General features: G+C 38.2%; 20 protein-coding genes. 17 read left to right on the top strand and 3 right to left on the bottom strand.

Annotated features, from left to right (window positions below; translation table 11 throughout):
- Positions 1-129 precede the first annotated feature (129 nt).
- The 4 genes from ABC255_RS24940 to ABC255_RS24925 all read left to right on the top strand — a co-directional run bounded on the left by ABC255_RS24940 (position 130) and on the right by ABC255_RS24925 (position 5,344).
- Positions 130-1,869, top strand: a complete 1,740-nt coding sequence (locus ABC255_RS24940; RefSeq protein ID WP_412997687.1) for an ABC transporter ATP-binding protein — start codon at positions 130-132, stop codon at positions 1,867-1,869.
- Positions 1,866-3,656: an ABC transporter ATP-binding protein gene (locus ABC255_RS24935; RefSeq protein ID WP_412997686.1), complete on the top strand. Its 1,791-nt coding sequence runs from the start codon at positions 1,866-1,868 to the stop codon at positions 3,654-3,656. The genes ABC255_RS24940 and ABC255_RS24935 overlap by 4 nt, the downstream gene beginning before the upstream one ends.
- Before the next feature lie 148 nt (positions 3,657-3,804).
- On the top strand, positions 3,805-5,079 hold the full coding sequence (locus ABC255_RS24930; protein WP_412997684.1) for an L-cysteine desulfidase family protein: 1,275 nt from the start codon (positions 3,805-3,807) through the stop codon (positions 5,077-5,079).
- 91 nt (positions 5,080-5,170) lie between these two features.
- Positions 5,171-5,344, top strand: a complete 174-nt coding sequence (locus ABC255_RS24925; protein WP_412997683.1) for a hypothetical protein — start codon at positions 5,171-5,173, stop codon at positions 5,342-5,344.
- A gap of 43 nt (positions 5,345-5,387) precedes the next feature.
- Here ABC255_RS24925 and ABC255_RS24920 read toward each other — a convergent pair whose 3' ends face one another.
- Positions 5,388-7,061 carry an ABC transporter substrate-binding protein gene (locus ABC255_RS24920; protein WP_412997682.1) on the bottom strand — a complete coding sequence of 558 codons (1,674 nt, stop codon included), beginning with the start codon at positions 7,059-7,061 and terminating at the stop codon, positions 5,388-5,390.
- Between the two features lie 73 nt (positions 7,062-7,134).
- Between ABC255_RS24920 and ABC255_RS24915 the strand changes: the two genes are divergently transcribed.
- The 5 genes from ABC255_RS24915 to ABC255_RS24895 all read left to right on the top strand — a co-directional run bounded on the left by ABC255_RS24915 (position 7,135) and on the right by ABC255_RS24895 (position 11,326).
- Positions 7,135-8,379, top strand: coding sequence for an MDR family MFS transporter (locus ABC255_RS24915; RefSeq protein ID WP_412997680.1), 1,245 nt, complete (start codon positions 7,135-7,137; stop codon positions 8,377-8,379).
- Between the two features lie 15 nt (positions 8,380-8,394).
- Positions 8,395-8,940 carry a GNAT family N-acetyltransferase gene (locus ABC255_RS24910; protein ID WP_412997679.1) on the top strand — a complete coding sequence of 182 codons (546 nt, stop codon included), beginning with the start codon at positions 8,395-8,397 and terminating at the stop codon, positions 8,938-8,940.
- 123 nt (positions 8,941-9,063) lie between these two features.
- On the top strand, positions 9,064-9,840 hold the full coding sequence (locus ABC255_RS24905) for an amino acid ABC transporter substrate-binding protein (protein ID WP_412997677.1): 777 nt from the start codon (positions 9,064-9,066) through the stop codon (positions 9,838-9,840).
- A gap of 64 nt (positions 9,841-9,904) precedes the next feature.
- Positions 9,905-10,564: an amino acid ABC transporter permease gene (locus ABC255_RS24900; protein ID WP_335532378.1), complete on the top strand. Its 660-nt coding sequence runs from the start codon at positions 9,905-9,907 to the stop codon at positions 10,562-10,564.
- Between the two features lie 15 nt (positions 10,565-10,579).
- Complete coding sequence (locus ABC255_RS24895) at positions 10,580-11,326, top strand: amino acid ABC transporter ATP-binding protein (RefSeq protein ID WP_412997675.1); 747 nt, start codon at positions 10,580-10,582, stop codon at positions 11,324-11,326.
- A 47-nt stretch (positions 11,327-11,373) separates the two neighbouring features.
- On the opposite strand, the gene ABC255_RS24890 is transcribed toward ABC255_RS24895, so the two are convergent.
- Together ABC255_RS24890 and ABC255_RS24885 are read right to left on the bottom strand one after the other, a co-directional pair.
- Positions 11,374-11,802 carry a VOC family protein gene (locus tag ABC255_RS24890; RefSeq protein WP_412997673.1) on the bottom strand — a complete coding sequence of 143 codons (429 nt, stop codon included), beginning with the start codon at positions 11,800-11,802 and terminating at the stop codon, positions 11,374-11,376.
- 303 nt (positions 11,803-12,105) lie between these two features.
- Positions 12,106-13,068 (bottom strand): DUF4405 domain-containing protein, encoded by a 963-nt coding sequence (locus tag ABC255_RS24885; protein ID WP_412997671.1) that lies wholly within the window; start codon positions 13,066-13,068, stop codon positions 12,106-12,108.
- A gap of 170 nt (positions 13,069-13,238) precedes the next feature.
- Here ABC255_RS24885 and hpt point away from each other — a divergent pair, with 170 nt between their 5' ends.
- The 8 genes from hpt (at position 13,239) to ABC255_RS24845 (ending at position 18,911) form a co-directional block, all read left to right on the top strand.
- Positions 13,239-13,742: a hypoxanthine phosphoribosyltransferase gene (hpt, locus tag ABC255_RS24880; RefSeq protein WP_412998632.1), complete on the top strand. Its 504-nt coding sequence runs from the start codon at positions 13,239-13,241 to the stop codon at positions 13,740-13,742.
- 15 nt (positions 13,743-13,757) lie between these two features.
- Positions 13,758-13,988 carry a hypothetical protein gene (locus ABC255_RS24875; RefSeq protein WP_412997669.1) on the top strand — a complete coding sequence of 77 codons (231 nt, stop codon included), beginning with the start codon at positions 13,758-13,760 and terminating at the stop codon, positions 13,986-13,988.
- A gap of 223 nt (positions 13,989-14,211) precedes the next feature.
- Positions 14,212-15,129, top strand: coding sequence for a heme o synthase (gene cyoE, locus ABC255_RS24870; protein WP_412997667.1), 918 nt, complete (start codon positions 14,212-14,214; stop codon positions 15,127-15,129).
- 158 nt (positions 15,130-15,287) lie between these two features.
- A complete protein-coding gene (locus ABC255_RS24865; protein ID WP_335529826.1) occupies positions 15,288-15,431 on the top strand; it encodes a hypothetical protein in 144 nt (47 codons plus the stop codon).
- A 13-nt stretch (positions 15,432-15,444) separates the two neighbouring features.
- On the top strand, positions 15,445-15,912 hold the full coding sequence (locus ABC255_RS24860) for a cytochrome c oxidase subunit II (protein WP_412997665.1): 468 nt from the start codon (positions 15,445-15,447) through the stop codon (positions 15,910-15,912).
- 19 nt (positions 15,913-15,931) lie between these two features.
- Positions 15,932-17,614, top strand: a complete 1,683-nt coding sequence (locus ABC255_RS24855) for a cbb3-type cytochrome c oxidase subunit I (protein WP_412998631.1) — start codon at positions 15,932-15,934, stop codon at positions 17,612-17,614.
- Positions 17,615-17,720: 106 nt separating this feature from the next.
- Entirely contained in the window at positions 17,721-18,350 is a 630-nt protein-coding gene (locus ABC255_RS24850; RefSeq protein WP_412997663.1) for an SCO family protein, read from the top strand.
- 3 nt (positions 18,351-18,353) lie between these two features.
- The gene (locus tag ABC255_RS24845) at positions 18,354-18,911 is read left to right on the top strand and encodes a hypothetical protein (RefSeq protein WP_412997660.1); all 558 of its coding nucleotides are present in this window, start codon (positions 18,354-18,356) and stop codon (positions 18,909-18,911) included.
- Positions 18,912-18,924: the final 13 nt, after the last annotated feature.

Genomic DNA, 18,924 nt, shown 5'->3' with positions numbered 1-18,924 from the left:
GCAACCCAAGGGCTGTTACCTTTTTGGTGTTTTAGTAAGGGGAAATGTAAATAAATGAAAATTTTTTTCGAATAGTAATGAATATTTCTATTATTTGTAATAAAATAATATTTCGCGAGGGGGGTTATTATGAATTTATTAAAAACTACACTGGATCATTTTAAACCATATTGGAGAAAATTGCTGCTCGCTCTTACCTTTTCATTAATTGGCGGAGCATTTACAATTCTGCCTCCTATATTGGCAGGTAAGTTAGTGGACGAAGTGATTGGGGCAAGAGAGACGACCTTTTTGCTATGGATTGTCGGTGGTGTTCTCGTTGCTTTCCTAGGCAAGTCATTATTTGAAACCTTGCAGGAGTATGTGCAGGTTAAAATCGGTCTTGATGTAATAACTGACATGCAGATTCGGGCCTTTAAAAAGCTGCATCGAACACCGATGTCCTTTTTTACGACAACATCAAGAGGTGATATGTTATACCGGTTAACTCATGATGTCGAGTCTGTTCAAAACTTAAATAATACGGTTGTCCCACGTATTTTACAACAAGTTATCGGTGCTATTGCTGCATTTTCAGCGGTATTTGCTTTGTATTGGCCAGCAGCAATCGTAATGTTTGCTGTATTCGCTATTTACATATTGCCTTCATTTAAGCTGGGAAAAACGATGAGGAAAATGAGCGCTGTACAAAGAGATATGAGCGCAGATATGTATCAGCACCTGCAGGAGAGCATTGAAAGTACTAGACTTGTAAGGACATTTCAGACTCAAAGAAAGGAAATTGAAACGCAGAGGAAAAAGCAGACAGAATGGAAAAACTACTCGATTCGTGCCGCTTTAATAGGAAAGGTCAATTGGCGTTTAGGGAATTTATTTAATATAGCAACTCCGGGAGTTGTCATGTTAATCGGAGGCTTTTCCATCTGGAAAGGTGACCTTACCATTGGAACCTTGATTGCATGCCTTAACTTTATACCCATCATGTTTTTGCCAGTAAGATCGTTGGCTGAAAATGCTTTAACGATCCAACAGGCAATACCAGCTCTACAGAGAATCTATGAATATTTTGATTTACCAGAAGAACATGACGAAAAGCTGCCAGCGTTTGGAGTGGTAGAAGGAAATATAAACTTAGATAACATTTGGTTCACTTATCCAGAAAGTGATAAAAAAATCCTAAAAGGCGTTTCCCTTTCAATGGACCAAGGGAATCACATTGGTATTGTTGGTACAAGTGGAGGCGGGAAGAGTACACTGATACAAATTCTCCTTGGATTATACGAACCTGAAAAAGGGTCGGTTCTTATAGATGGAAAGAACCTCTTTGCCTATAACCGAAATAGCTTTAGGCAGCAGGTTGGGGTCGTCTCTCAGGAAACTTTTCTTTTAAACAGTACGCTGCGAAATAATCTTTTGTATGGAAAAAAGGAAGCAACCCAAGAAGAATTAGATAGAGCAGTAGAAGCTGCGGGGTTAACTGAATTGATACAGTCCTTGGAGGATAAGTACGAAACAATCGTTGGAGAACGAGGTTTAAAGCTATCCGGCGGACAAAGGCAAAGGGTGGCACTTGCTAGAGCAATTTTACGACAGCCGCCAGTTTTGATATTTGATGAAGCGACATCCTCCTTAGATGGCGAAACGGAAGAAAAGGTTCAGGAGGCGCTTGAACAATTAATTCCAGGGAGAACAACCATCACCATTGCCCATCGGCTTATTACTGTTAGGAATGCGGATAAAATTCTCCTTTTAGACCAGGGCATGGTCGCTGAAGAAGGAACACATGAAGAACTGCTGGCATTAAGAGGGCAGTATTATGAATTATACAAAGCCCAATACAGTGAGCTGGAAAAGGAGATGATTGGATGAGTGTAAACACTGTCTCAGGACAAAATAAAAACCGTGATGGCCGCAGAGTTCTGTCGTTTTTAAAGCCTTATAAAAAGTGGGTCATTGCTGACTCAGTTGTTATTGCGATTAGTCAGGTTTTTTCAGCACTTATCCCAACATTAGCGCTTAGCTGGCTTGTGGATACAATCATTCCGAATGAAAACCACTCCTGGCTGTGGGGGTTAATGTGGTTATTAATTTTTTCGGCTATATTTGATTTAGTCATGATGGTCATCGATGAATATTTTTGCCATCAAACTGCCAAGACGGTCACCAATTGGCAAAAGCTGCGTCTGTTTAGTCATTTGCAGATCCTGCCATACTCTTTTTACCATAACAATTCATCTGGAGAACTGCTGGCAAGAGTCTCAGATGACCCTGATACGCTCCACAATTTCCTTGCCTGGGAAGGTTCCACCTTTATGGCAAGTGTTCAGGGGGTTATTATTTATAGCCTGGTACTGCTTTGGATTCATCCTTATTTGATGATTGTCAGTGTTGTTCTAGGTGTAATCTTTTATTGGACGTCTAATTACGTCGGGGCTAGGACTAGAGCTGCGTCCGCTGATGCGAGACAAGAGGCTTCAAGGTATCTTGAAAGACTAAGAGAATCAGTTACAGGAATTCATTTATCGCGGGTAATGGGAGTTTCTGAAAATGAAGTAGAAAGTGTTATTGCCATCCGAAACTCTTTCGTTAAGCACTCGATTAAGGAACTAAAGGCAAGAATGCAATCAGTAGTGGTGATTGCCAGCTATAATGGGTTTGCATTAGGGATTGTCTACTTAATTAGTACATTATTAATTTGGAACGATAGTTTAACAAGTGGACAAATGCTAACCGCCGGTGGATTAGTTACGATTGCAGCCAACGAAATGCAGCGATTGCTTCGCAACTGGCTTTCAGTTAGAAGAACAGGTCCGGCACTGGATCGTTCTGACATTCTACTTTCGCACGAGCGAGCGGAAGCTGAAATTGTAGAAGGCATTAAAGGTGGAAGGGCGAACGGCAGTATCAGACTAAAAAGTGTAACATTCGCTTATCCAGAAAAAGAAGAAAACGTATTATCAGGTGTTACTTTTGATATTCAAGCTGGTGAAAAAGTAGCCTTGGTTGGACCGAGTGGGTCAGGAAAATCAACTATTGTGGACCTGTTATTTAGATTATATGAAACGAAAAATGGTCAGATTGAAGTAGATGGAAGAAGTATTACGGAATGGGATACAGCGTGGCTGCGGTCACAAATTGCCATCGTGACCCAGGATGTTCAATTACGGAGTGGTTCCTTAGCGGATAACTTACGAATTGGTAAGCAGGATGCAACGGATGAAGAATTACTAAAAGCCTTGCATGATAGCGGTCTGGATGAACTAATGGAAAGCCTGCCGGAAGGTCTGAATACAAAGGTCGGTGAACGAGGAAGCCTTCTTTCTGGAGGACAGAAGCAGCGCTTATCGCTGGCTAGAGCCATTATTAAAGATGCGCCAATCCTAGTTCTTGATGAAGCAAGTTCTGCTCTCGATCCGATTACAGAAACGAAGATCAATGAGTCAGTATTAAAAACCGGTAAGAAACAAACGATTCTCATTATTTCTCATCGTCTTTCTACGGTTCTCTCAGCAGATAAGATTATTGTTCTAGAAAATGGAAGAATTGCCGAACAAGGCGGACACGCAGATTTACTCGAAAAAGACAATGGTGTCTATGCAAGACTGTTTGGGAGAGAAGTAGAAATCGGAGAAGAATCAATCAGCCATTCAATGTAATAAAGTCATTTAAAAGAGTCTTTCGTTTCCTAGAAAGACTCTTTTTTATTCGATATGGACTATTTGGTAACATTACCCCAAATTTATATCTGCTCTGCTATGGTAATATCATAGATAGGATATTTAAGAAAAGCAGGGGTGGAACAAAATGAAGAAGGATAAAATTGAAGCCATTCTCGAAAAAGAATTAGTCATTGCACTTGGCTGTACGGAGCCGGTTGCGATTGCGTTGGCCGCAGCAACAGCAAAAAGCTATGCCAAAGGGAAAATAGAAAAGATAAATTTAAAAGCAAGTGGAAATATAATAAAAAATGCTAAATCTGTTGGGATTCCAGGAATGATCTCTATTGGTCTCGATTTCGCTACTGCTCTTGGTGCAGTAGCGGGAGATTCAACCAAACAACTGGAAGTATTGGATGGACTTACTTTTGAGGATGAGCAGTCCGCATTAAAATTAATAGAAGAAGGTAAAGTATCATCTTGTCAAGCCGATACACCAAAAAGACTTTATATTGAAGTGACCCTCAAAACGGATCAACATACAACTAGAGTGATTATATCTGATAATCATAGTAATATCACGTTAATTGAGGTTGATGGTAAGGTTGTGTTTCAAGGTGGATGTGAAAATATCGGCATTCAGTCTGATGAAGAGGAGTTAATCTCACTTTCAATTGATGAAATTGTAGAATGGGTTCAAACGGTTGATATACGAAACTTATCTCTCGTAAAAAAGAGTATTGAACTAAATAGAGTAATTGGACAAGAAGGTCTTTCAGGAGAGTATGGATTAAAAGTAGGTAAGACTATTAAAGAAAATGTAAAAAGGGGAATTCTATCTGATGATATAGCCACTGCTGCGATGTCTCTAGCTGCCGCTGGTTCGGATGCTCGAATGGCAGGCTCAACACTCCCGGTAATGGCGAACACCGGAAGTGGCAACCAAGGAATTGCCGTGACACTTCCAGTTGTGGCAGTCGCAGAGAAACTGCAGGTTTCAGAGGAAAAGATGATTCGAGCAGTTGCACTTAGCCATCTTATTACGATTCATATCAAATCAAAATTTGGGCGTCTTTCAGCATTATGTGGTGTAACCGCCGCAGGAATGGGTGCAAGTGGGGCAATAGTTTATTTACTTGATGGTCATCTGGATCAAATTAAAGCGGCAATTCAGAACACAATTGGAAATGTTTCGGGAATGATTTGTGATGGTGCCAAGGCTGGATGTGCGATGAAAGTATCCACATGTTCAAATGTAGCGGTACAATCAGCTCTTCTGGCACTTAACAATCAAGAAATTAAATCTACTGATGGATTTATCCATGATGACGTGGAGAAAAGTATTGAAAGCTTTTGTAAGTTGGGGAATGAAGGGACAAGGCATACAGACGAATTAATTTTAAAATTAATGATGGAAAAATAACTTATATACCACAGAATCTTCAATGGATCTCCTTAATATTTTTGGAATATCTGCAGATACTATTTCTGAATTAATTAAGGAGGTGCCACATATGCCAAAGGCCAAACAATACGTTGACCAAAGTATGTCATCGGTACAAAACACGGTTGATACATTGCAACAAGCACTAAGTAACACTGAAAAATTAGATAACAAAAACAAGATCCAACAAGCAATTAATTCCCTAAACGAAGTCCAGCAACAATTATCAGGATATCAAGATTAACTGAAAAGTGCCTGACATTTATATGTCAGGCAGTCTTTTTGTACTAATATTTGGGCTTCATCCATATTTTCGATAAATCAACATAACCAAAATGCTTCATTTTGATGTTCATTAAATTAATGGAAAAAGGTATTTGCCTCTTTGAATAATAGAGCGGGATACAGAGAGAATTTGTTATTAAATAATCTTCTATTTTTAAATGCTGATCGATCCATTGTTCAAAAGGCAATTGGATATAGGCTTGGATAGAATTCTGTAAATATGGATCAGTTTGAATTAATTTTCTTAGTGGGGAAATGTTATTCTTCATAAAAGTAAAATAGGAAAAACTTTGGTTCAGCTCAAATATTTCTCCATGAATAAATAAATCCGCATTTACTTTTAAATGATCATCATACACGGCATTGTGAAACGAGACTTCTTCTAACTCGACTTTAATTCCAGCTCTTTCAAGGATGTTTTTCAGCCAAATGGATACATCCTTAGCATAGCCTGTGTACTTCATTTGTAATGGTTTTGAAAGTGAGGGTTTTGCTATTTTTGGCACCGAATAAGGCTTGGAAAACCCGATTAAACAACCAGAGCAATTTTCGGAAATAAGTGCATTAATTGTAGAAATTTGCGAACGATTTTCGTCTATCAACATATGAATGTAATCCCGTACTTCTTTTCTAGCAATATCGGTTTGACGATTACTATTCATCACCACAATACCAAAGCCCGAGTCACTTTCCACTTCAAAGGTTCCTACCTCTTTCGATTCATGCGCCCCATAATATACATTTCCAAACTCTCTCGAAACCTGGATAAATTCTACAGTATCTAATAGCGGGCGCTCACCGTAATATTGTTTAAAAGCACGTAATATGGTTTTCTCCTCCGTATTCTCCCCCATATAAAAGCTGCCTGTTCCAATCACCTGACCGTTAGATTCTTTATAAATACTTGCGGTTATCATACTAAGAAGCGGCAAAATATAGGTACAGCCATTTGGAAATTCAATTTCTACTATTAGAGGTGCAGAAGAATATATCTTTGTGATAGGTTTCCATAGTTCAGCATAGATTTCATCTTGCTTCATCCGAGAAAAGGATTGGACGACGTCCTCTGCTTTGAGAATGGAACCATCATGAAAGGATACATCTTTTCGCAGGTATAATGTTAACTTCTTATCAGTGACTTCCCAGCTATGAGCAAGCTCTGGAATGATTGTATTATCTTCCTCTAATGCTACAACACGGTTATAAATGTTTGCGATTAGATTTGCGCTATGTACGTCTGCAGCCTTTAATGGATGATACGTTAAGAAACGGTAAAATCGGGGAATGATTAAACGATCCTGCTCCTCTTGATGAAACCCAAATTTAGTTTGAAATCTGGACATTAAACGCTGTTTGGTTCCCAATGACCATTCATATAATAATAATTTACTTACTTGCTCAATAGAATATTTTTCTAGTTTTGATAGGAATAGTTGTTCATACACTGATTCCACGTCTGTATACCATTTCAGTTTTGATTCGTTCCCCCGACCTATTCCAGCTTGAAAAGTGAGCCAGCCATCTTCTTGCCATTGATTTAGCTTGCGCCGTGTTTGCTTTGAACTAAGATTAAGTATTTCTGCAAGCTGTTGTACTTTTACTTCTCCAACAGCCCCTGAATTCCACAATCTGAGTAGATAATGGTCCATATTCTCATTCCTTATAAAAGTAGACATTATTTTGAAAAGTGGTCATTTTTACATATTTACGTCTAGTTTACTATAAATAGTATGAAAGGTGTTGGTAAATATGGCATGGAAAGACTATCCCCAAAATATTAAGGTCCGACTGATAACCTCGTTTTTTAACCGAGCGATTGCAAGCTCAGTAATGCCGTTTATGGCGCTCTTCTTTGCACAGCATAAAAGTGCGGTTTGGGCAGGTGTTTTCTTAGCAGTTACAGTCATTATAAGCTTTTTTATTAACTTTATCGGCGGCTATATTTCAGACCGTTTCCCTCGTAAAAAAATTATTATCACATCATCAGCGTCTAGTGCGCTTATGTTTGGTCTTATGACAATAAGTTTATTACCGGTTCAAAAATGGATTTTATTATTTGCCATTAGCTATGTGATTTTCACGATTACTAGCAGTCTCGGCCGTCCTGCTGTACACGCGATTATCATTGACTCGACAACGCCAGAAAATCGAAAGAGTGTTTATGCCCTCGATTATTGGCTTGTTAACTTAGCGATGGCTATCGGAGCTGCATTAGGTGGACTTTTATATGTGAATCATCAATTAGAACTTTTTATCACATTAACGATCGTGTCTACTAGTTTGCCGATTGCCTATGGCATCTGGTTACAAGATACACGTGTGAAGCTGCTAGAGAAAAAACATGAAAACATTTTTATTGATCTATTCCAAAACTACAAGGTCGCATTTCAGGATAAACCATTTGTAATGGCTGTTGCAGGGTCAATGTTTATTTTTGCAGCAGAATTTTCTTTAAATAGTTACATAGGTGTTCGATTAGCGGAAGAGTTTAAGTCTGTATTTGTGGGTGATTTTGAAGTTGCTGGTGTAAGGATGCTTAGTTTTCTAAATATCGAAAATATGCTCATGGTCGTGGCACTAACATTCTTTGTTACCAAAATGACAGATAAATTTTCCCCGCGGAAGATGCTGTTGCTGGGGCTTCTGCTGTATAGTGCAGGCTATACCTTCGTCACATCGGCGAATATATGGTATGTCTTGATTTTATTTAATGCCATTGCGACAATTGGCGAGCTTATTTATTCACCGATAGCTAATGCTGAAAAAGCAAATATGATGCCGGAGGATAAACGCGGTTCCTATTCTGCTTTTTCTAATTTAGGCTTTAGCGGAGCAGATTTAATTGCTCGTGGTGCAATCGTATTGGGCGCATTTTTAGTGCCGACGATGATGTCCGTTTTCCTTGGTATGATATTAATGGCCGGGACTTTCCTTCTCTATAGTGGACTTTTTGTGGTAAATAAAATCAGAGTTCAAAAAAATATATCATCGTGATTTAGGAGGCATTGGATGCAAACAGTCGAGATAAGAAGACCTAGAATGGAAGACATAAAGGAACTGAATCAATTTTTTAGAATCGTCATTACCGAGACCTTCCGAAGAGAAGGTCTAGTGGGATTAATTGATGATATCGAAGGTGAAATTGATAGTAAGAAAAATTATTTGCATTCGGATTTGGGTAGCAAGGGTGAGAAAAGGTATTTTTTAATAGCTTTGGCAGAAAACAAAATTATTGGAACAATAGAATATGGTCCTGCTAGTGAATTGATTCAAGAATGTACAAATGGAAAACTGGGGAATCTTGTTGAAGTAGGAACGGTATTTGTACACCCTGAATATCAAAGACAGGGAGTAGGGAACAAGCTGTTAGCTGAAATGCTGTATAACTTAAAAGCTAAGGGAATCGTAGAATTCTGTCTCGACAGCGGTTACAAAAATGCTCAAGCCATTTGGATAAAGAAATTTGGGGAACCTGATTATTTACTAAAGGATCATTGGGGTCAAGGGCAAGATCATATGATATGGAAAATACCTACGAATGGGGCCTATTTTTAAAAATAGGCTCTTATTTATTATTTTGTTGAATTACATAATATTATAGTGTTATAATGTGGTAGTATGATAATATGGTAACGTACTAAAGCGAAAATTAAATTTATATAAAAGGGGTACTTACAAATGAAGAAACGATTAGTAACGATTATTCTTATTGTAGCTGCAGCACTTGTCATTTTTACTGGGTGCTCAAAATCAACAAGTAAAGAGGAAGAAAAGCTTGTTATTGGAATCGATGATAAATTTGCCCCAATGGGCTTCCGTGATGAGGATAACAATATTGTAGGCTTTGATATTGATTACGCTAAAGCAGCAGCAGAAAAGATGGGAACTGAAGTTACATTTCAGCCGATTGATTGGAAAACAAAAGAAGCTGAGCTTAGCAGCGGACGAATTGATTTGATCTGGAATGGATACACGATAACTGACGAACGAAAAGAAAAAGTCCTTTTCACAAAACCATATCTAAAAAATGCACAGGTAATTGTTACTCTTGCTGATTCAGAGCTTACTAAGCTTGAAGATTTAGAAGGTAAAGTAGTTGGGTTGCAGTCACTTTCTTCCGCTTCTGACGCCCTAAACGCTGCACCGGTTAAAGAAAAAATAAAGACGGTTACCGAATTTGCTGATAATGTACAGGCTCTTACAGACCTAAAGAGCGGTCGTTTGGACGCAGTCGTGATTGATGAAGTTGTTATTAAATATTACATGGCACAAGAGGAAAAGACATTTAAAGTGCTTGAGGAGTCGCTTGCTCCTGAAGAATATGGTATCGGTGTTAAAAAAGGCAATGAGGAATTATTAGACAAGCTTCAAAAGGCACTTGATGAGATGAATGAGGACGGTACGGCTGCTAGCATTTCTGAAGAGTGGTTTGGAGAAGATAAGGTATTAAAGTAATATGAAAATAAGGTAAAACAGGATTTCCTTTGGGAACCCTGTTTTGTTTTTGGAGGAGTTTTCAATGACGTTAGACTATTTCACGTCCATTCTTGTACCAATGCTTGAAGGTGCACAAATGACCGTTCTATTGTTTGTTATCGCAATTATCGTCTCAATTCCGCTTGGTTTCCTGCTGACCATCGCTGTTAAAAGCAGCTTGAAGCCTTTATCATTACTTGCTCAGGGCTATATTTATATCATGAGAGGAACACCTCTATTACTGCAATTACTATTAATTTGCTTCGGCTTGCCGATGCTGCCCGTGGTCGGTGAATATTTAGTTTTAGATAGATTCGTGGCTGCTTGTTTAGGATTTGTTTTAAATTACGCAGCATACTTTGCAGAAATATTCCGCGGTGGGCTACTGGCAATTGATAAAGGTCAATATGAGGCTTCACAGGTTCTTGGTTTAAGTAAGTGGCAGACAACAACAAGGATCATTTTGCCGCAAATGTTTCGGGTCACACTTCCGGCTATTGCGAATGAATCCGTTACTCTTGTTAAAGACACAGCCTTGCTCTATGCAGTTGCGGTGCCAGAGCTGCTGCACTACGCTCAAACAGCTGTAAACCGTGACTTTACAATTGTTCCATTTTTCGTTGCCGGTTTGATTTATTTGGTAATGACACTCTTTTTAACATTTATTTTTAAAGGAATTGAACGAAGATACAAATTTGAATAAGAAGGATTGGTAATTGTGGCAATCATTGAAATATCCAACCTGAAGAAATCGTTTGGCAAGCTGGATGTACTAAAGCAGATAACATTTGATGTAAATAAAAATGATGTAATAGCGGTAATTGGCCCATCTGGGTCGGGGAAAAGCACAATGCTCCGAAGTTTAGTTCACTTGGAAGAAATAAATGCAGGAAGTATTACCATTGCTGGAGAAGCCTTTGTTAAAGATGGAGTCTACGCAAAACCGCAGGAAATCAAAAAGATTACCTCTAAAATGGGTATGGTCTTTCAGCACTTTAATTTATTTCCGCACCTGACGGTTAAGGAAAACCTAGAACTGCCTCCTAAATTGGTAAAGAACGAGCCAGTTGCCTCCATTCAGCAGAGAAGCACGGAGCTGTTAAGGAAAATTGGCCTGACTGAAAGAGCGGATGCCTACCCAGCTAGTCTTTCAGGCGGTCAAAAACAAAGGGTGGCAATTGCGAGAGCATTAATGATGAATCCTGAAATTCTATTATTTGATGAACCTACTTCAGCATTGGATCCTGAATTGACGGGAGAGGTTCTTGAGGTCATAAAGGCACTAGCACAAGAGCAGATGACGATGATCGTTGTTACACATGAAATGGGCTTTGCCAGGGAAGTGGCGAACCGGGTTGTTTTCATGGATAACGGCGAAATTATTGAAACGGGGCACCCTTCAGAATTGTTTACAAATCCTCAGAATGAACGGACAAAAGCCTTCCTAAGCAGAAGCTTGAAATAAGTAAAGGATACAGTCACCAAACGACTGTATCCTTTTTTATGTGAGAATTAACTTCCATATTCTCCGCTGTCATGGCTTATCTGCCAGTGGATTCCGAATTTATCTGTTACTTGACCATAGAGTTTAGCCCAGAAGGTTTCTTGCAGTTCCATTGTTACAGTGCCGCCTTCTTTTAATTGATCATACCAAGATTGGATATCATCCAAATTTTTACTTACTAATGCCAGTGTTACATTATTGCCTTCGACAAATGGTGAACCAGGGAAATTGTCAGAGAACATAACAGTACTTCCATCGATGTTCAGTCGAGTATGCATGATTAAATTTTTTGCTTCCTCTGGCATAGGATAATCAGGATGCTGCGGTTGATCACCAAAGGTCATAATTTGCGGTGCCTCAGTTTTAAAAACTTTCGCATAAAATTCTACTGCTTCACGGGTGTTACCATTAAAAACAAGATAAACATTTACTGGCATTTTCGTCACTCCTCTTAAATGGCTATGTACAAATTTCATTCTAACCGATTAATTCGATATTAGACTGTTTTTATCCTTTTTTTAAATCAACGGATTTAAACTAAAATAATCTAACGCCTGATTGATATCATAAAAATCATATATTTTTTTCTCGAGGCAGAACTGGATGACTAAATCAAGGGTATCACTGTCAGATAGAGAGTAACCAGCTGAACCTAATAGTTGTTTCTGAGCGAAGACAGGCTAGGAAGAAAAAGAGAGTGTAAAAAGATAAAAGAGCAGCCATTTGGCTGCTCTATATCGCTATGCAGTTGTCATAGTGCTTTCGTTTATGTCAGGTCGATTCTTTTTCCGCTTCAATCTTATAATGAATTTTTCAATATAGTAAATGAGAATGATAAAGACGGACATAATTCCAAAATATGTTGTGATTACACTTAAAGCATTCGCACCTTCAAATTGCCCTCCTTTGCCTTCAAATCCTTCAGGTAGGCTTCCTTTACCGAATTGCCCTTCACCACGTTCAAATCCTTCAGGAGGAGTTCCTCGATCAAATTGCCCTTCACCACGTTCAAATCCTTCAGGAGGAGTTCCTCGATCAAATTGTCCCTCACCACGTTCGAATCCTTCAGGTGGATTCCCTCTTTCAAAATTTCCTTCTCCCCTTGAGAAGTTACCTTCTGATGTTTGAGTAGCAAATACACTTGAGACTCCTTGTAGGTGCATTATGAAATTGGTTGTGTACATTTGATATATTCCAAATACTAATAGAGCTGCTGTTGCTACCTTTGCTGCAATTCCTAAGCTTCGTTTTTGAGATTTTAGATGAACGATATTTTTGAAAACATTGACTACCCACTTCCAATGTAGTCCAACGTGAGCCGCTACTAAAATCAATATTAAAAACGAGATAGAAATATGAGTGACTTGAAACCAGCGTTCATTGCCAATGTTGATATTCGGAAATACAACCCTAGAAATAAAAATTCCACTAATAATAATAAATGCCATCGTAATTAACAATATTAGGTTTAATACATAACCAACCTTCGTTTTTATGGGTAATTTTCGGTCGAAATGTTTTACTGTGACTTTTTTTACCCATTGCCAGTTGAGCAGGACATGGGTGAAGAAAACAGCTGCAATCGCTAAGCCGGCAATTTCATGAAAGGTCAAACCGCCTAATACTTGTTTATTGAAAAATAATACAAACGTCACCGCCATTAAAATATCAATTGCGAACTTAACATACGTGATTTTTTTCATACTTGCCTCCTAATGAACTCCTTTTGTTTATAGGATTACTTTACTACCCTAATGTGTCAGGAAGATGTCCGAAAAATTGTATTGGGAGATGTTTTTTGGAATACTAACGTAGTCTAGAATGTATTTTGTTGAAAGAAGGTAGTAACGTGCCGTACAGAGTGAAAGATACGATGGTTTCGGAGAATGAAATAAAACAAAGAGTGAAAGAATTAGCTATGGAGATAGAAAGAGATTTTAACAATGAGGCAATCATGTTAATCGTTGTGCTGAAAGGATCGTTTGTATTCGCAGCAGACTTGATACGTGAGATGAAAGGAGATATAAACGTTGATTTCATTTCAGTTTCTAGCTATAGCGACCAAACAGAATCTACCGGAAAAGTAAAGCTATTAAAAGATCTTGATTCAGATATTACGGATAAGAATGTACTAGTTGTAGAAGATATCATTGACAGTGGGCTTACATTGCATTTCTTGAGGGACCATTTAAATATGCATAAGCCAAAACAAATTAAAATTTGTACACTCTTAGACAAGCCTGAGAGAAGAAGAATTGAACTGCCTGTGGATTACGTTGGTTTTGTCATTCCAGATGAATTCATTGTCGGCTATGGCATCGACTATGCCCAACGGTATAGAAATTTACCATATATTGCGACTGTGGAGGAATATTAAAGGAGGTACTATGCATTGACTGCAAATATTTTTAAAGGAAAAAGTGAAGAAGAAAAAAATAACCTTGAAGAGATTCTTGAGCATTCGATCGAAGTAGAAGAAGAATTAATGAGGACTTATTTAATAACAGCAGAGCGGATTCATGATGATGAAGAATTAAAGGAACGCCTCGAAAACTTTGCAGAGGGAAATGCGAAAAGAACAAAACAACTTATTGATGAATTGAGCGAAGGCAAAGAGAAGTAGTAAAAAGCTGTGCGGATTCCATAAATCCACACAGCTTTTTTCATATTTCGAATAAAAGGTGATACATACTAGTAGGAAAGGAGTGTGTTTAATATAGAAAAAGGATATATGGTCTTAGACTTGGCGGGGATGGTAATATAAAAGCCTAAAAGTGATTCAAATCATGCAAGATATTAATAAAGTATGCTTTAATAAGGTGAAGATATGTAGGGAGGTATAGTAAATGAATAAAGACGAAATACCTTCTATTAACAAAAGGAAAACTTCTTTTTTAAGTGCTTCTACCTTAATCAAAGACCTAAAAGCACTCTTAAAGGCAGGTGTTTTGGCAGCTAATGTTCTACCTGTTTTTTCTGGATTTTGGCTAGCCCTGCATTTTTCTAATAAATCTTTTGTCGATTACTGGGAATTATTCCTATTAACCATCATTGGCAGCACAATGGTTATGGCCGGAGCACTTATCCTTAATAATTGGTATGATGTTGATATTGATACTATCATGGAAAGAACAAAAAATCGTCCAACTGTTACAGGAAATATCCCATTAAAAGCAGTCTTATTGATGGGAGTTATCTTTACAATAATTGGGTTTATCCTTTTACTTTTAACCACTGTTGAGGCGACCATTTACGGATTTGTTGGTTGGTTCACTTATGTATTTTTATATACCATGTGGTCGAAACGGAGATATACATTTAATACGATAATTGGCAGTGTCTCAGGGGCTGTAACACCCTTAATCGGTTGGACAGCCATTGGATCCAGCGCCCATATCGTCCCGATTATCTTGTTTCTGATACTATTTATTTTTCAAATGCCGCATACCTTTGCGATTGCGATGAAGAAATGTAAAGAATATAGCGCAGCTGGTGTAGCGATGCTTCCAGTTGTACGCGGGTTTGCAGTAACAAAAGTGCAAATAGTCGTCTATGTAGCCTGTTTACTGCCTTTACCATTTTTTTTAACAACACTAGGAACAGCCTTTATTGTGCTTGCCACTCTATTTAATGTGGGCTGGTTAGCTGTAAGTATCGGCGGATTTTTTACCAAGAACGATTTAAAGTGGGCACACGTGATTTTCCTATATTCTGTAAATTATATAACACTCTTATTTTTACTAATGGTGATTGTTACCATTTAATATTAATAATGAACTGTCCCTTGGGTTGCTTACCTTTGCAACTCAAGGGACAGTTTTTTTTATTAAAAAATAACAGCGCCCGTGATTCAGTTCACTACATTGAGAATGACTCGCAATTATTATAAAGGTAAGAACAAATTAAGGGGGTTGATTTTTCGATGGCAGCTACAAAAGGTAATCAAAAAAATAAAGAACAGCATGAAGCACCGCTAAAAGGAACATGGATTTCCGTAACAGTGGTTGGGGTCGTGATTGTTGCTACGTATATAGTTCTATACGGTCTTTATATGGCCAGAATATAAGGGGGATAGAGAGATGAAAATGCATCTTGATGAAAAAATATGGCTTACGATAAGTTTTGGTATCATCATGGGGTTCATGTTAATCACAGGTTACCAAGCCTTTGCACTAGAAATGGGACCGCCAAGTAATATGGAAACGATCGACCCGCAAAAGGTTGATCAAACTGCACCATTCGATAATCCAGGTGTGAAAAAAATTGGTGACAATGAATATGAAGTCGTTATGACCCTGCAAGCGTTTGGTTTTAATCCAAATAACATTGAAATACCTGCAGGGGCAAAAGTTACGTTTATTATGACTTCAAAGGATGTTGTTCACGGATTTGAAGTTGCTGGAACAAATATTAATGCAATGGTTATGCCAGGGCATATTCAAAAAATCACCCAAACATTTGATAGATCAGGAAATTATTTAGTTATCTGTAATGAATATTGTGGTGCCGGTCACCAATTAATGAGTACAACAATTACGGTTAAATAAGGGGGGATAGCAGATGAAAATGGAAGCAGATTTAAAAGCAGGTTTTAAAGATAAGGCAAATAAAATGCTGGGATATCATCCAGAGGATGCAAAATTATCGAAATCATATATAGCAGTAGCATTTATCGCATTATTAGTAGGTGGATTTTTAGGATTATTACAAGGTTTAAACAGAGCTGGGTTGTTAGAGTTACCTACTTGGTTTAATTATTATCAAGTATTGACTGCACATGGGTTATTGCTAATCCTCGTGTTAACAGCATTCTTTACGATTGGATACTTTTATGCAGCACTTTCTCATAATTTAGGGGGGCTTCTTCCAATAGTAAGAAAGCTTGCTTGGGTTGGTTTCTTCGTTAAGCTTGTAGGATTTGTATTAGCCGTTATTCCAATCTTAATGAATGAAGCATCTGTTATGTACACCTTCTATCCTCCGATGGCTGCACATCCAGTATTTTATATTGGTTTGGCATTAATCGTAGTTGGTGTTTGGTTATGCTGTATTGGGGCATTTATCCAAGTAGCAAATTGGAGAAAAAATCATAAAGGACAACACGTTCCAATCCTATCTTACTTCGCAACAGGAGTATTCGTTCTATTATTTTTCGCTCTAATGTTCGTAGCAGTGGAAGTATTATTTATGATTATTCCATGGGTATTTGGCTGGGTCGACACGATCAATGTAATGGTCGCTCGTACACTGTTCTGGGCTTTTGGACACACATTGGTTAATATCTGGTATTTAACAGCTGTTTCTGCCTGGTACGTAGTGGTACCAAAAGTAATCGGCGGAAAGCGCTGGAGTGATTTACTAACACGTGTGGTTATTATCGCTCTAGTCATTATGAACATCACTGGTGGATTCCATCACCAAATCATTGACCCAGGTATTAATGCAGTCGTTAAATTTATGCACGTATTTATGAGTTTGGCAATTGGTTTCCCGTCACTCATGACAGCATTTGCACTATTCGCAGTATTTGAGCGTACAGCTAGAAGAAAAGGCGGTAAAGGCTTAATCGGCTGGTGGAAGAAAATGCCTTGGGGCGATGTTCGCTTTCTAGCTCCATTTATTGCAATGGTTGCTTTCATTCCAGCTGGAGCAGGCGGTATTGCACAAAGCACAAACCAATTAGACCAGGTGGTTCATAATACAATGTGGATTGTTGGACATTTCCACTTAACATTAGGTATGACAGTCGTTATGACTTTCTTTGGAATCAGTTATTGGTTAGTTCCTTTTATCTCAAACCGAGTATTAACACCGCAAATCAATCGATTAGGTGTGATCCAAACATGGATTTGGACTGCTGGAATGGTCTGTATGTCTGGTGCTATGCACTACGCTGGATTGCTTGGTTCACCCAGAAGAACTTCTTATACCACTTATGGAGATCATGCAACAGCATTAAGCTGGGACCCGTACTTAATGCTATTAGCAGTTGGCGGTACGTTGTTAATTGTCGGTGTTATTCTTCAAGTATACGCAGTATTTAATATGATGTTCTTTGCACCAAAAGGTGAAACAGAATTCCCAATTGCAGAGGAAGAAGATAACGCAACAAAAACACCTTATTTAACAGAGCGCTGGGGCATTTGGATTGTAGTTATGCTTATCGTCGTTGCAATGGCATATGTAATACCACTTACAGAATTTATCGTAAATGCACCTCCAGGATCACCACCGTTTAAAACTTGGTAAAACGAAAAGCGGAAGCGCTGGAGCTAGACAATTATTTTTAAAGAGATAGCTCTTTGTTTATGGGCTATCTCTTTATTCTAATAAAACAAATTTGGAAGTGATCACTATGATCAATAATAGGTATACGAAAATCTCATTTTTCCTAGTTATAATATTTGGCCTTGGCTTGTTTTACTTCGGAACCGATGGATTTACCGCCTTAACTGCCGAGACTGCCAGAGTGCAGCAGCTAAAAGATGATCAACCTAAATTCCCTGATGTTACCATTGAGGACAGCATGGGGCGAAAATATTCAATTTCTGAATTTGAAGGTAAATATGTATTTATTACATTTCTCTATACATCCTGTACCACTGTTTGCCCTGAATTAGAATACAACATGAAGCAAGTTTACGATAAACTGCCGAACAGCGTTAAAGGAGAAGAAATTGTCTTTTTAAGCATAAGCTTCGATCCTGAAAGTGATACACCCGCTGTTTTAAACAAGTACAAAGACTATTTTAAAAGTGATGGGGAAACCTGGCGGATGGCAAGAATCCCGGACCAGGCTGAGTTAGATTCATTATTAAAAGCATTTGGTGTCATCGTGATCCCAGATGATAACGGGACTTTTGCTCATAATTCTGCTTTTTATTTAGTGAATAAAAAAGGCAGTTTAATTGATGTAATGGACTATAAAAAAATCGACGAAGCTGCTCAAAAGGTTAGTAACATCCTAGTAAGAGGGGAGGAGTAAGCTATGAATCAGTCCTTTTATGGTTTGCTTTTATGGATTTTCCTGGTAGCTCCTCCTGTCGCGAATTTCATGGAATCTGTTATGGTCATTCATATGCATATGCAAATGCCAATGCTGGTCATTGCGGGAATGTTAATGGCACGTTTTTTTCAAAAAAAACTTCCGGGATTTTTTGAAAAGTGGAACAGCAATGGGGTTCCAGGAATTACGCTATTTGTCCTTATCGTGATATACTGGATGTTACCGCGGACAATGGATGAAGCATTAACTTCTCACCTCGTAGAAGGATTTAAATTTATCAGTTTACCATTTTTAGCGGGAATTTCTTTAAGTGACAGCTGGAAAAAGCTCAATCCTTTCGGAAAAAATTCAATCATTATTAGTTTTACAGTTTTGTTTTTAGGCTTAGGATGGTTATATATTTGGTCACCCGTGCAATTATGTAATAACTATCTGGTAATCCAGCAGATTACTCTTGGATGGGGCTTTTTAACGACTTCAATAGGGATGGTAGTCTATTTAGGCTATACCTTTTTTATCGACCCTTCCGCATATGAATGAGAGGGCAGGCAGG

The sequence above is a fragment of the Neobacillus canaveralius genome (assembly GCF_047237705.1).
GTDB classification, from domain to species: domain Bacteria; phylum Bacillota; class Bacilli; order Bacillales; family Cytobacillaceae; genus Neobacillus; species Neobacillus niacini_K.
The sequence above is the reverse complement of the archived record's forward strand: the minus strand, read 5'-3'. Positions and strand labels throughout refer to the sequence as shown.